We start from the raw sequence: 11,757 nt of genomic DNA, 5'->3' as shown, positions 1-11,757 counted from the left end.
ACGCGACACGCGCGCGTCGGTGGCCGGAGGGATGCGCGGGGGTGACGTGCGCGTGAACGCGCGGGCCCAGCGGTATGGCTGCCGAGGGCCTCAGGCCCCGAACATCTGCTTCCCGAAGACGATGACGACGATCCCGAACAGGGCGGCGGCGATGCAGAGCCCGAAGCACGCCCACGCGCCGACGCGGGCGCCCGAGAAGCCGCCGGCTCCGGGTTCGGGGGCCGTCGCGAGGAGGCGGACCCCGAGCGCGAACAGCGCGGGGAGGCCGGCGCCGAGCAGGAGCCCGGCGACGAGCACCTGGCCGACGGAGCCGAGGATCGCGGAGACGTCGATGGCCATCAGCGCACCACCTTCACGACGCTCGTCACGTTCGACGTGTCGACCGTGACGCCGTCGTCCTTCCAGTCGTCGTTGACGTTGTGGTGCGACACCTCGTTGTGCGTGGAGCGCCAGTACATGTAGCCGGACAGCCCGATGAGCAGGGCGAAGACGATGAGGACGCCGATGAGGCCGGGGAACGCGGAGCCGATCCACCAGCACACGCCGCCGACAGCGGCCGCGGCCGGCAGCGTGATGATCCACGCGATGCCCATCCGCCCCGCGAGCTTCCAGCGGACCTCGGCGCCCTTGCGCCCCAGACCGGTGCCGAGGATGGATCCGGTCGCGACGTGCGTCGTCGACAGCGGGAGGCCGAGGTGGCTCGAGGTGAGGATGATCGCCGCGCTCGACGTCTCCGCGGCCATCCCCTGCGGCGCCGACAGCTCGACGAGGCCCTTTCCGAGCGTGCGGATGATGCGCCATCCGCCCAGGTAGGTTCCGAGCGCGATCGCGAGGGCGCACGTCAGCTTCACCCAGAACGGAACGTCGTCCTCGGGGTTCACCGCCCCGTATGCGATGAGCGCGAGGAAGATGACGCCCATCGTCTTCTGGGCGTCGTTGGTGCCGTGCGCGAGCGAGACGAGCGACGCCGAGCCGAGCTGGCCCCAGCGGAAGCCGCGCTCGGACTTCTCCGCCGGCACGCGGGCGGTGATGCGGTAGACGAGCACGGTGCCGACGCCCGCGATGAGGGCCGCGATGAGCGGCGACAGCACGGCGGGGATGAGCACCTTGCCGACGATGCCGGCCCACACGACGCCGTTCGCGCCGTTCACGATGCCCCAGACGAACGCCGAGCCGACGAGCCCGCCGAAGAGCGCGTGGCTCGACGACGACGGGAGGCCGAAGAGCCAGGTCACGAGATTCCAGATGATCGCGCCGACGAGGCCGCAGAAGACGATGAGCATCAGCTCCTCGCCCTGCGCCTGGTTCAGGTCGACGACGTCTCCGCCGACCGTCTTCGCGACCTCGATCGAGAGGAACGCGCCGACGAGGTTGAGCACGGCCGAGAGGGCGACAGCCGCCTTCGGTCTCAGAGCCCCGGTCGCGATGGACGTGGCCATCGCGTTGCCCGTGTCGTGGAACCCGTTGGTGAAGTCGAATGCCAGGGCGGTGACGACCACCAGCAGGAGGACGAAGAGCTCTTCCACGTCGTCTATTGTCCACCCCGAGACTGTGTGCTCGACGCCACGGTCTCAGGGGCGGTCTCAGACCGCTGTGTGGGCCGCCTGCGCCGCGCGCAGCTGGGCGAGGACGTGGTCGCGGAGCTCCTCGGGGGCGACCTCCTCGCGGCAGGAGCGCTGGATGGCCTCGGTGAGCGTGCGCTCGACGAGGACCTCGCCCTGGCAGCTCGGGCAGCTGTCGATGTGCTCCTTGATGTCGGAGTGCTCGGTCCGGCACAGCTCGATCGCGCCTCGGAGGTACGCCTCGAGGTCGCGCCGTGCTTTCTCGCAGCCGCAGTCGGTCATTTCTTCGCTCCTGTCTCGGCGGCCGAGATCCCGCGCTCGGCCGCATACTCGGTCAGCATCCCGCGCAGGAGCCGCCGGCCACGGTGCAGGCGGCTCATGACGGTGCCGATGGGGGTCTTCATGATGTCGGCGATCTCCTGGTAGGCGAAGCCCTCGACGTCGGCGAGGTACACCGCCATCCGGAAGTCGTCGGGGATGGACTGCAGAGCGTCCTTCACGACCGAGGCGGGCATGCGGTCGATCGCCTCGGCCTCGGCCGAGCGGCTGCTCATCGCGGTCGTCGACTCGGCGCCGCCGAGCTGCCAGTCCTCGAGGTCGTCGATCGTGCCCTGGTAGGGCTCGCGCTGCTTCTTCCGGTACGTGTTGATGTAGGTGTTCGTGAGGATGCGGTACAGCCACGCCTTGAGGTTGGTCCCCTGCGTGAACGACGACCACGACGCGAACGCCTTGACGAACGTCTCCTGGACGAGGTCCGCCGCATCCGGCGGGTTCCGGGTCATCCGCATCGCTGCGCCGTAGAGCTGGTCCATGAAGGGGAGCGCCTGCTCTTCGAACTGCGCGCGCGCGTCTGCCGGGGAGGGCTGTGCGTCGCTCATGATCGGCAAGTCTAGGCGCGCCGCATCGGCGCCGCCGCAGGGCCCCGCGTCGACGTCCTCACGCGGATTCGCAAGGGTGGCGAACATCCGGCTCCTCTCGTGCATTCAGTAGGGTGGAACGCGATGACTGCCCGTGGGTATTCCCCCGACGGCCATGGCGCCGTGAACAGACCGCAGGGCGCGTACGAGGCGCCCGTCGCCGAGCGTGCGCTGGACGCGACCCTGGCCGTGCCCGGGTCGAAGTCGCTCACGAACCGCGAGCTCGTGCTCGCGGCCATCGCAGACGGGCCGAGCACCCTGCACCGGCCGCTGCACTCGGACGACTCCCGCCGGATGATCGAGGCGCTCACCCAGCTGGGTGTCGGGATCGAGGAGGTCGAGGGCGACAGCCCGTTCGGGCCCGACCTGCACGTGACCCCTGCCGCTCCCCTGCGCGGCGGCGGCACGGTCGACTCGGGCCAGGCCGGCACGGTGATGCGGTTCGTCGCCCCGCTCGCGGGCCTCGCCGACGGCGACGTGCTCGTGACCGCTCACGAGAGCGCGCTGCACCGGCCGATGGGCGAGATGATCAAGGCGCTGCGCGACCTCGGCGTCGACATCGACGACGAGGGGCGCTGGTCGCTCCCGTTCCGCGTGCACGGACACGGCCATCTGCGCGGCGGGGAGATCGACATCGACGCCTCGGCGTCGAGCCAGTTCGTCTCGGGCCTCCTGCTCGCCGCCCCGCGCTTCGACGTCGGCCTGCGCCTGCGACACGTCGGCGCCCGCCTGCCCAGCGTCCCGCACATCGACATGACGATCGAGTCGCTCGCGCGGCGCGGCGTGCTCGTCGAGCGGTCGGGCCACGGCGAGTGGATCGTGCCGGCCGGCCCCGTGCGCGCCAAGGACATCGCGATCGAGCCCGATCTGTCGAACGCCGCGCCGTTCCTCGCGGCCGCCATGATCGCGGGCGGCCACGTGACGGTGACCGGATGGCCCGTGCACTCGACCCAGCCGGGAGCGCACCTCACCGAGATCCTCGCGCACATGGGCGCGCGCGTGACGCGGCGCTCGGGTGCGCTCACGGTCTCCGCGGGCAAGGGCCTGCACGGCGTCGACCTCGACCTCTCGGCGGTGAGCGAGCTCACGCCGACGCTCGTCGGGCTCGCAGCGTATGCGGACGGACCGTCCACCTTCCGCGGGATCGCGCACATCCGCGGGCACGAGACCGATCGCCTGGCCGCGCTCGCCCAGAACCTCCGCGCGGTCGGCGGCGAGGCCGAGGAGCTTCCGGACGGCATCCGCGTGTTCCCGCGGCCCCTCCGCGCGGGAACGTGGCGCGCGTTCCACGACCACCGCATCGCGACCACGGGCGCGCTCATCGGGCTGCGCACCCCAGGTGTCGTCGTCGACGACATCGGCACGACGGCGAAGACGCTGCCGGAGTTCGCCCAGCTGTGGGAGGGCCTCGTCGGCACGAGGTCGAGGAGCACCTCGGCGTGAGCTGGCTCGGCGACTCCGACGACCTCGACGACGAGTTCGACGAGTCGGACGTCCGTGTGCGGCCGAACCCGAAGGCCAACCGGCCGCGCACGAAGCGGCGCCCCGCACACGAGGATGCCCGCATCGCGCGGGTGCTCGGCGTCGACCGCGGGCGCTACACGCTGCTCATCGACGAGGACGGCCCCGACGAGCACGAGGCGACGGCCGCCCGCGCGCGGGAGCTGCGCCGCACGCCGATCGTCACGGGCGACCGCGCGCGCGTCGTGGGCGACACGTCGGGCCGTGAGGGCACGCTGGGGCGCATCGTCGGCATCGAGGAGCGCACGTCGCTCCTGCGTCGCAGCGCCGACGACACCGACCAGGTCGAGCGGGTCGTCGTCGCGAACGCCGACCAGATGCTCGTCGTCGTGGCCGCGGCCGATCCCGAGCCGCGCCCGCGCCTCGTCGACCGCTACCTCGTGGCGGCCCTCGACGCCGGCATCCGGCCGCTCCTCGTCGTCACGAAGACCGACCTCGCCGACCCCGAGGGGTTCCTCGCGCACTTCGAGGGCCTTCCCGACCTGCGCGTCTTCCGCAGCGCGCGCGGCGAGACGCCGGTCGCCGAGATCGGCGCGGCGCTCGTGGGCCATTCGACGGTCTTCGTCGGGCACTCCGGCGTCGGCAAGTCGACGCTCGTGAACGCCCTCGTGCCGGGCGCCGGCCGCGCGACGGGGCATGTGAACGAGGTGACCGGCCGCGGCCGGCACACGTCGTCCTCCACGGTGTCGCTGCGATACGAGGGCCGACGGGGCAAGGGATGGGTGATCGACACCCCGGGCGTGCGCTCGTTCGGGCTCGGCCATGTCGACCCCGCGAACATCCTCCGGGCGTACCCCGATCTCGACGCGGTCGCCGAGGAGTGCCCGCGCGGGTGCACGCACCTGCCCGACGCGCCGGACTGCGCGCTCAACGAGGCGGTCGCGGAGCGCCGGCTGCCCGCGCCGCGCCTGGACTCGCTGCAGCGCCTGCTCGAGACGTTCGCGGCGCGCGCGGAGTACTGAGCCCGCCCCTACTCCTCCTCGAGGGCGAGCACCGGGGCGAGCTCGTCGCGCGTGAGCGTGATGAGCGGCCCCGCCGGGTCGATGAGCACGCCGCCGAGCTCCTCGTGGTCGCGGAGCATCTTCGCGAGCTTGACGACCTTGATCGGGAGCGCCTTCTCGCCGCGGCCCTGCGCGACGACCTCGAGGGGGTGCGAGTGCAGCTGCACGAGGCGCGTGCCGTCGGCCAGGCGCGCCTCGGCGATCCCCATCTTCGTCTGGTCCTCCGCGAGCGAGCCGACCGCGACCCAGAGCGGCGGGGCCTCCGCGAGCAGCGCGGCGACCTTGTGCGGGGTGTCGGCCTCGCGCGGCGCCGTGAGCAGCGCCTTGAGGCGGAACTCCGGGTCGGCCTGGTTCATCGCCTGCTCGATGATGTCGCGCGGCAGCACGACGCGGTGCGGTGCGGAGTTGTTGTCGATGATGATGCCGCCGAAGTCGCCCTTGAGCAGCTGCGTGAGCAGCGCCGCGACGGGCTGCGCGACCGCCGACGTCTCCGTGTCGCCATCGCTCTGGACGGCATCGCGCAGGGCCTTGCCCGAGCTGAACGCGACCATGAAGTTCTGGTCGCCCACGCGCGCGATGCCGAAGGTGACGGGCTTCCCCTCCGCGATCTGCTGGCGCGCATCGCCCTTCACACGCAGGAAGACGTGGCCCTGCAGCATCTGCCGCAGCACGCCCATGACCTGCGGGCCGGTCGGCTTCTCTGGGAGCGCCGCGAGCGCGTCGCGCAGCAGAGCGTTGTCGCGCAGACCCGGCACGGTCTCGAGCTGGGTGGGCGGAGCGGCGGGCGCCTTGGGCAGTTCGGGGCGCGCGGGCGGGGTGGGCTCGGGCGCCGGGCGGCGCACGACGGATGGCCCGGGCTGAGCGGGCGCAGACGACGCGGCCGGGGCGGGCGCGGGCTCGTCGGACGGCGGGGCGATCTCGGGCCCCGAGGGCGCTCCCACGCCGCGGAACGCGGAGAACGAGATGCCGACCTCGGGTGTCTGCTCGGCGGGAGCCTCCGGCTCGGCGGGAGCGTCGGCCGCCGCAGCGGCCCCCTCGCCTTCGACCGGGGTCGAAGCGGCCTCCTCCGTCGCGGGGTCGGTCTTCTTCTTCCTCGAGAACAGGCCCATGCGCCCAGCCTACGGGTCGCCGACGGGCCCTCCGGCCGCTTCGCACGCCCTGCCCAGGTTGCGCGGCGCATCCGCCCTCGCTCACGGAAGCGGGTACCGCCTGCGCAGCAGCGCGCGCTGCCCGAGCGTCCATGACATGGTCGTGAGCAGGTAGATGCCTGCCGCGAGCGGCAGAAACGGCGCGATGAGGGCGGTCGTGTGCACGAGCAGTCCGACCTGACGGAGAATCGCAGACCCTTCGAGCGAAGCAGGCGGACGGAAGGCGCGGCGGGTGATCTCCGCGATCAGCGCGAGCAGTCCGACGAGCACCGCGAACACGATGGCGCCCTCGGCGCCTGCGCTGAGGGCGTTCGCGCCGAGCGACACACCCGCGAGCTGCTCCTCGAGGAGCCCGTTCGGGCGCCCTGCGACCACGGGGTGGAGGAATACGGCAGAGAGCAGGCCGATGACGGGCGCCTGCGCGAGCATGGGGAGGATACCGGCGAGAGGAGACACCCTCTCTTCCGCGTAGGCCCGCGCAGTCTCGCGCTGGAGGCGCTGCGGGTCGCGTCGGTGCCGGTCCGCGATGGCCTTCAGCCGCGGAGCGATACGCGCTCTCGCCTGCTCGGCCTTCGCCTGCGCGACGCCGGCCGGGAGCAGAAGAGCGCGCACGAGGAGTGTGACGACGACCACGGCGAGCGCGCCGGAAGCCGTACCGGCGAGCGGCCGGAGAACGTCGGCGGTGCCGACGAGGAGGGTCGCCGCGGCGTCGAGCACGGCGGCGAGCGGGGGCAGAGCGAAGGGGTCCATGAGTGTCCTGACGTCGAGGCGGATGCGGCTGATGGCCGCATGCGCGTCGACGGCGCGCCTGGGCGCGCGGACGCCGCTACGCGGCCGGAGCCGCGCCGCCCGGCGCGCGCGGGCGCGGATGCCCCGCGGCACCCGGGTCGCACTGCGCGGGCGCGCCGCGCTCGCGTCGCTCGGCGCGCAGGCGCCGGCGGATGGCAGGCCGCGCGTCTCCTGCCCCTGTCGGCTTCGTGGCGATGGCGAGGATGGCCAGCGCAGCCGCCGCGAGAGCGAGCGCGCCGAGGGCGACCGGCTCCTGAACAGCGGCGGAGCCGAGCGCCACCAGGAGCAGACGCACGAGGGTGCCGATCCACTCGATCATGCCGTCGCCTCCCCTCATCCGAAGAGTATCGCGCTCCGCCGCCTCGCAGCGCCCGCTCGTCGCTCAGGCGGCGTGCTCGTCGTGCCGCGGGATGAGCGGATAGGCCGCGAGCGGCACGAGCGCCGTGAGCGCGAAGGCGAGCGGGAAGCCGACGGCCGTGATGAGCGCGCCCATCACGGGGCCGACGGCGGATGCCGCGACGAACTGCCCCATGTTCTGGATGCCGAGCGCCTTGCCCGACCACGCCGATCCGGCCGCCTCCGCGACCGAGGTGAACGCGAGGCCGTTGTCGGCGACCGTGACGCTCGTGGCGATGACGAGGACGACCGCCGCGGCGGCGCCCGCCTCGAGCGCCGCCACGAGGGCGAGCGCGGCCATGACGACGACGCCGCTCACCGCGACCCAGCGCAGGACGCGCATGCGGCTGCCGACCCGATCGCTCAGCGCGCCAACCGCGATCCGCCCGAACGCGCCGACGAACTGCGACGCGGCGATGAGCGCGCCGGCCGCCGCGGCGTCCCATCCGAGCCCCGCGATCAGCCACACCATCCCGAACGTCGACAGGAGGAACTGCGGGAAGACGAGAAGCAGCGACACCGCGTGCACGCGGGCCAGGAAGCCGCTGCGGCGATACGGGTTCGCGCCCGCGGGCGCTCCTGGCACGGCCGGGGTCCGGGGCGGGTTCTCGACGCCCAGGGCGCACAGCACGGCGAGGAGGCCGGTCGCGGCCGCCGACACGAGAAGCGGCGCCGCGATGCCGCCGACGTCGGCGAGCCCGGGCACGACGAGCGCGGCGACCGCGACGCCCAGCGGCTGCGACATCTGGCGGATGCCCATGGCGGTGCCCCGACGACGGCGCGGGAACCAGCCGACGACGATCCGGCCGCTCGCCGAGTTCACGCTCGCCGAGGCGGCCCCGCCGAGGAGGAGCAGGGCCCCGAAGCCGAGGACGTCGGAGACGGCCGACGCCGCGAGCGCGAACACCGCCGTCAGGGCGAGCCCGCCGGCGATGACCCACCGCTCGCCGTGGCGATCCGCGAGGTGCCCCCACAGCACGAGCGTCGTCACCATGCCGAGGGTGGGCGCGGCGGCGAGCGCGCCGGCCTCAGCCAGCGACATGCCGCGCTCGAGGTGCAGCAGCGGGATGAGGTACGCGGGCGTGCTGACGAGCATGGTCCCCGCCGCCTGCGCGAGCACGCCGAGCACGAGCATCCGCCAGGCCTTGACGGGCGCGCGGGTGATGATGTCGGTCATGGCTCCTCCTCGGTGTACCGTACTGGTATACCACTGGAGGATGCCATGCCGCACACCGACGACCGCGCCCCCTATGCCACCCTGCGCGCGGCCATCCTGTCGTTCGATCTGCTCCCCGGCGAGTCCCTCAGCGAGCGCGGGCTGGAGCCGCTGACCGGGGCATCGCGCACTCCGATCCGCGCCGCGCTCCTCCGCCTCGAGGGCGAGGGGCTCACGCGACGGGATGGTCGCGGGTGGCGGGTCGCGCCGATCGACCTCAGCGAGGTGCGCGCGGCCATGGAGTTCCGCGAGGCCGTGGAGACCGGGGCCGTGGCCCTCGTCGTCGACCGGGCGTCGGACGACGACCTCGCGGCGCTCCGCGCGCTCGCCGAGGAACCCGAGCACGACGACGAGGAGGCGGGCGTCCGCGACGGCGGCGACTTCCACGTCGCCCTCGCGCGCCTGTCGGGCAACGCGTTCTTCGCCGACGCGCTGGCCGACGTGATGACGCGTCTGAGCCGCACGCGATGGCTCGAGGTGCGCACGCCGCAGGCGCGCGCCCACGCGCGCGACGAGCATGCGGCCATCCTCGATGCGATCCTCGCGCGCGAGGCCGAGACGGCGACGGCGCTCGTCGCAGCGCACGCGCGCGGCACACGCGAGCGCCTCGTCGGCTTCCTCGAGGGCGAGCGGCGCCGCCTCCGGGGCCGCGGGATGGCGATCGTCGACGGCGGCGCGGAGCCGAGCGCGGGCTAGAGCTTGGCGATCGGCGCGACCTTGATGAGGAGCTTCTTGGCTCCGGCCTCGTCGAAGCGCACGTGCGCGATGCGCTTGGCGCCCTCCCCCGTGATCGCGTCGACGGTCCCTTCGCCGAAGTCGTCGTGGCGGATGCGGTCGCCCGCGGCGAGCTCGAGGTCTCCGTTGTCGCGCACCTTGTTCGTGACGAGCCCGGGGAAGCGGTCCATCGCGGTCGACTTCGGCTTGAGGCCCCCGCCGGCCGGCAGCGGCTTCACACCCCAGCGGTCGCTCGATCCGCCGGGTCGGCGCGCGTTGAGGGCGCGCGACTGGGTTCCGCCGCGGGAGTTCACGTCGCCGGGAGACTGCTTCCAGTCGATGAGGGCCGCCGGGATCTCCTGCAGGAACCGGCTCGGCATCGCGACCGTGACCTCGCCGAACTGCGCGCGGGTCATCGCGAGCGACAGGTAGAGGCGCTTGCGGGCCCGCGTGATCCCGACGTAGAACAGGCGCCGCTCCTCCTGCGGGCCGCCCGGCTCGCCCGCCGAGATGCGGTGCGGGATGAGGTCCTCCTCGACGCCCGTGACGAACACGGCGTCGAATTCGAGCCCCTTCGCCGTGTGCAGCGTCATGAGCGAGACGGCACCCGACTCGTCGTCGAGGTCGTCGGTGTCGGCGACGAGCGCGACCTCGGTGAGGAAGTCGACGATCGTGCCCTCGGGGTTGTTCCGCGCGAACTCGCGCGTGACCGCGACGAGCTCGTCGAGGTTCTCGACGCGCGCCTCGTCCTGCGGATCGCGGCTCATGCGCAGCGCGTCGAGGTAGCCGCTCTTGTTGAGGAGCACCTGCAGGCCCTCCGTGACCGCGGATGGCGGCGCCTGCTCCCCCGAGGCGGGAAAGAGGATCCCGCTCGCCTCGCGGAGCACCTCGTCGAGCTGGGCGATCGCCTTCTGCAGCTTGGGGCCGAGCCCCATCTCCGCCGGGTGCGCGAGCGCGTCGCGGAACGACAGGCCGTTGTCGGCCGCGAATCGCGCGATCGTCGTCTCGGTGACGTCGCCGATGCCGCGCTTGGGCTTGTTCAGGATGCGCCGCACGGCCATCTCGTCGGCGGGGTTCGCCACGGCGACGAGGTAGGCCAGGGCGTCCTTGATCTCCGCGCGGTCGTAGAACTTCGTGCCGCCCATGATCTTGTAGGGCACCGCGGCGCGGATGAAGATCTCCTCGAGCGCACGGGACTGCGAGTTCGTGCGGTAGAACACGGCCATCTGCTGGTAGTCGATGCCCGAGCGCCGCAGCTTCTCGATCTCGTCGGCGACGAACTGCGCCTCGTCGTGCTGCGAGTAGCCCGTGAAGCCGACGATCTTCTCGCCCTCGCCCTGGTCGCTCCAGAGGCGCTTGTCCTTGCGGTCGAAGTTGTTGCGGATCACCGCGTTCGCCGCGTCGAGGATGTTCTGGCTCGACCGGTAGTTCTGCTCGAGGAGGACGACCTTCGCGCCGGGGAAGTCGCGCTCGAACTCGGTGATGTTGCGGATGTCCGCCCCGCGGAACGCGTAGATCGACTGGTCCGAGTCGCCGACGACCGTGAGGGAGGCCGCCGGCTCGTCCTCGAACACCATGCCGCCGGCCGCTTCCGCCTGCACGGGCCGCGTCAGCTCGCGGATGAGCTGGTACTGCGCGTGGTTCGTGTCCTGGTACTCGTCGACGAGGATGTGGCGGAACCGCTTGCGGTAGACGTCGGCGACGTGCGGGAACGCCCGGAAGAGGAAGACGGTCTGCGCGATGAGGTCGTCGAAGTCGAAGGCGTTCGCCTTCTGCAGCTCGCGCTGGTAGTCGCCGAAGATCTCGACGAACTTCCGCTCGGCGGGGTCGTTCATGTTGGCGTCGCGCGCGTACGACTCGGCGTCGGCGAGCTCGTTCTTGAGCTTGGAGATGCGCGACTGCACGCCGGCCGGGGTGAGCCCGAGCGCGTCGGCCTCGCGCTCGCGCACGAGGCGCTTGAGGAGCGCGCGCGAGTCGCCGGAGTCGTAGATCGTGAACGCCTTCGTGAAGCCGAACTGCTCGGCCTCGCGGCGCAGGATGCGCACGCACGCCGAGTGGAACGTCGAGATCCACATGCCGCGCGCGCTGTCGCCCACGATCTGCTCGACGCGCTCGCGCATCTCGCCCGCGGCCTTGTTCGTGAAGGTGATCGCGAGGATCTGGCTCGGCCACGCCTCCCTACTGCGCAGGAGCGAGGCGATGCGGTGCGTGAGGACCCGCGTCTTGCCCGACCCGGCACCCGCCACGATGAGCAGAGCGGGGCCGCGGTACTCGACGGCCTCGCGCTGCGGCGGATTGAGCCCCTTCAGCAGATCGTCGTCGGCGGCGGCGGAGAGGGGGAAGAGCGCGTCTGTCATGTCCCTTCGAGTGTAGGGCGGGCCCCTGACAAGGGCAGATGTACCCGTATTCCGGAGGAACAACACAGCTGGTGAGAGCGACATATCGCAGGTGCGAGGAGTAGTGTTCATCCGTTCGCATCGACTGGGGAGGTTA

General features: G+C 72.4%; 12 protein-coding genes. 3 read left to right on the top strand and 9 right to left on the bottom strand.

What is annotated here, in order from left to right; translation table 11 throughout:
* Positions 1-90: 90 nt before the first annotated feature.
* Genes M1D56_RS04445 through M1D56_RS04430 form a run of 4 tightly spaced genes read right to left on the bottom strand, consistent with a single transcriptional unit; the run spans position 91 to position 2,440 of the window.
* Positions 91-339, bottom strand: a complete 249-nt coding sequence (locus M1D56_RS04445) for a hypothetical protein (RefSeq protein ID WP_456284813.1) — start codon at positions 337-339, stop codon at positions 91-93.
* The gene (locus tag M1D56_RS04440; RefSeq protein ID WP_271172299.1) at positions 339-1,526 is read right to left on the bottom strand and encodes an inorganic phosphate transporter; all 1,188 of its coding nucleotides are present in this window, start codon (positions 1,524-1,526) and stop codon (positions 339-341) included. Before M1D56_RS04440 ends, M1D56_RS04445 begins: the two co-directional genes overlap by 1 nt.
* A gap of 57 nt (positions 1,527-1,583) precedes the next feature.
* Positions 1,584-1,844, bottom strand: coding sequence for an anti-sigma factor family protein (locus M1D56_RS04435; protein WP_271172300.1), 261 nt, complete (start codon positions 1,842-1,844; stop codon positions 1,584-1,586).
* Positions 1,841-2,440, bottom strand: coding sequence for a sigma-70 family RNA polymerase sigma factor (locus M1D56_RS04430; protein ID WP_271172301.1), 600 nt, complete (start codon positions 2,438-2,440; stop codon positions 1,841-1,843). The genes M1D56_RS04435 and M1D56_RS04430 overlap by 4 nt, the downstream gene beginning before the upstream one ends.
* A 123-nt stretch (positions 2,441-2,563) precedes the next feature.
* Here M1D56_RS04430 and aroA point away from each other — a divergent pair, with 123 nt between their 5' ends.
* Positions 2,564-3,922, top strand: coding sequence for a 3-phosphoshikimate 1-carboxyvinyltransferase (gene aroA, locus M1D56_RS04425; protein WP_271172302.1), 1,359 nt, complete (start codon positions 2,564-2,566; stop codon positions 3,920-3,922).
* A complete protein-coding gene (gene rsgA, locus M1D56_RS04420) occupies positions 3,919-4,962 on the top strand; it encodes a ribosome small subunit-dependent GTPase A (protein WP_271172303.1) in 1,044 nt (347 codons plus the stop codon). The genes aroA and rsgA overlap by 4 nt, the downstream gene beginning before the upstream one ends.
* 8 nt (positions 4,963-4,970) lie before the next feature.
* Here the strand turns inward: rsgA and M1D56_RS04415 are convergent, their stop codons facing one another.
* From M1D56_RS04415 to M1D56_RS04400, 4 genes are all read right to left on the bottom strand, one after another.
* Positions 4,971-6,110 (bottom strand): SseB family protein, encoded by a 1,140-nt coding sequence (locus tag M1D56_RS04415; protein ID WP_456284812.1) that lies wholly within the window; start codon positions 6,108-6,110, stop codon positions 4,971-4,973.
* An 81-nt stretch (positions 6,111-6,191) separates the two neighbouring features.
* The gene (gene yidC / locus M1D56_RS04410; protein ID WP_456284811.1) at positions 6,192-6,899 is read right to left on the bottom strand and encodes a membrane protein insertase YidC; all 708 of its coding nucleotides are present in this window, start codon (positions 6,897-6,899) and stop codon (positions 6,192-6,194) included.
* A 76-nt stretch (positions 6,900-6,975) separates the two neighbouring features.
* The gene (locus tag M1D56_RS04405) at positions 6,976-7,275 is read right to left on the bottom strand and encodes a DUF6412 domain-containing protein (RefSeq protein WP_456284810.1); all 300 of its coding nucleotides are present in this window, start codon (positions 7,273-7,275) and stop codon (positions 6,976-6,978) included.
* Positions 7,276-7,320: 45 nt separating this feature from the next.
* Positions 7,321-8,511 carry an MFS transporter gene (locus M1D56_RS04400; protein WP_456284809.1) on the bottom strand — a complete coding sequence of 397 codons (1,191 nt, stop codon included), beginning with the start codon at positions 8,509-8,511 and terminating at the stop codon, positions 7,321-7,323.
* A 45-nt stretch (positions 8,512-8,556) separates the two neighbouring features.
* On the opposite strand from M1D56_RS04400, the gene M1D56_RS04395 reads away from it, so the two are divergent.
* Positions 8,557-9,246 carry a GntR family transcriptional regulator gene (locus tag M1D56_RS04395; protein ID WP_282978176.1) on the top strand — a complete coding sequence of 230 codons (690 nt, stop codon included), beginning with the start codon at positions 8,557-8,559 and terminating at the stop codon, positions 9,244-9,246.
* Here M1D56_RS04395 and M1D56_RS04390 read toward each other — a convergent pair.
* Positions 9,243-11,621: an ATP-dependent helicase gene (locus M1D56_RS04390; protein ID WP_421075588.1), complete on the bottom strand. Its 2,379-nt coding sequence runs from the start codon at positions 11,619-11,621 to the stop codon at positions 9,243-9,245. The two genes, M1D56_RS04395 and M1D56_RS04390, sit on opposite strands and share 4 nt — an antisense overlap.
* Positions 11,622-11,757: the final 136 nt, after the last annotated feature.

It is taken from the genome of Microbacterium sp. JZ101, assembly GCF_053903175.1.
The sequence above is the reverse complement of the archived record's forward strand: the minus strand, read 5'-3'. Positions and strand labels throughout refer to the sequence as shown.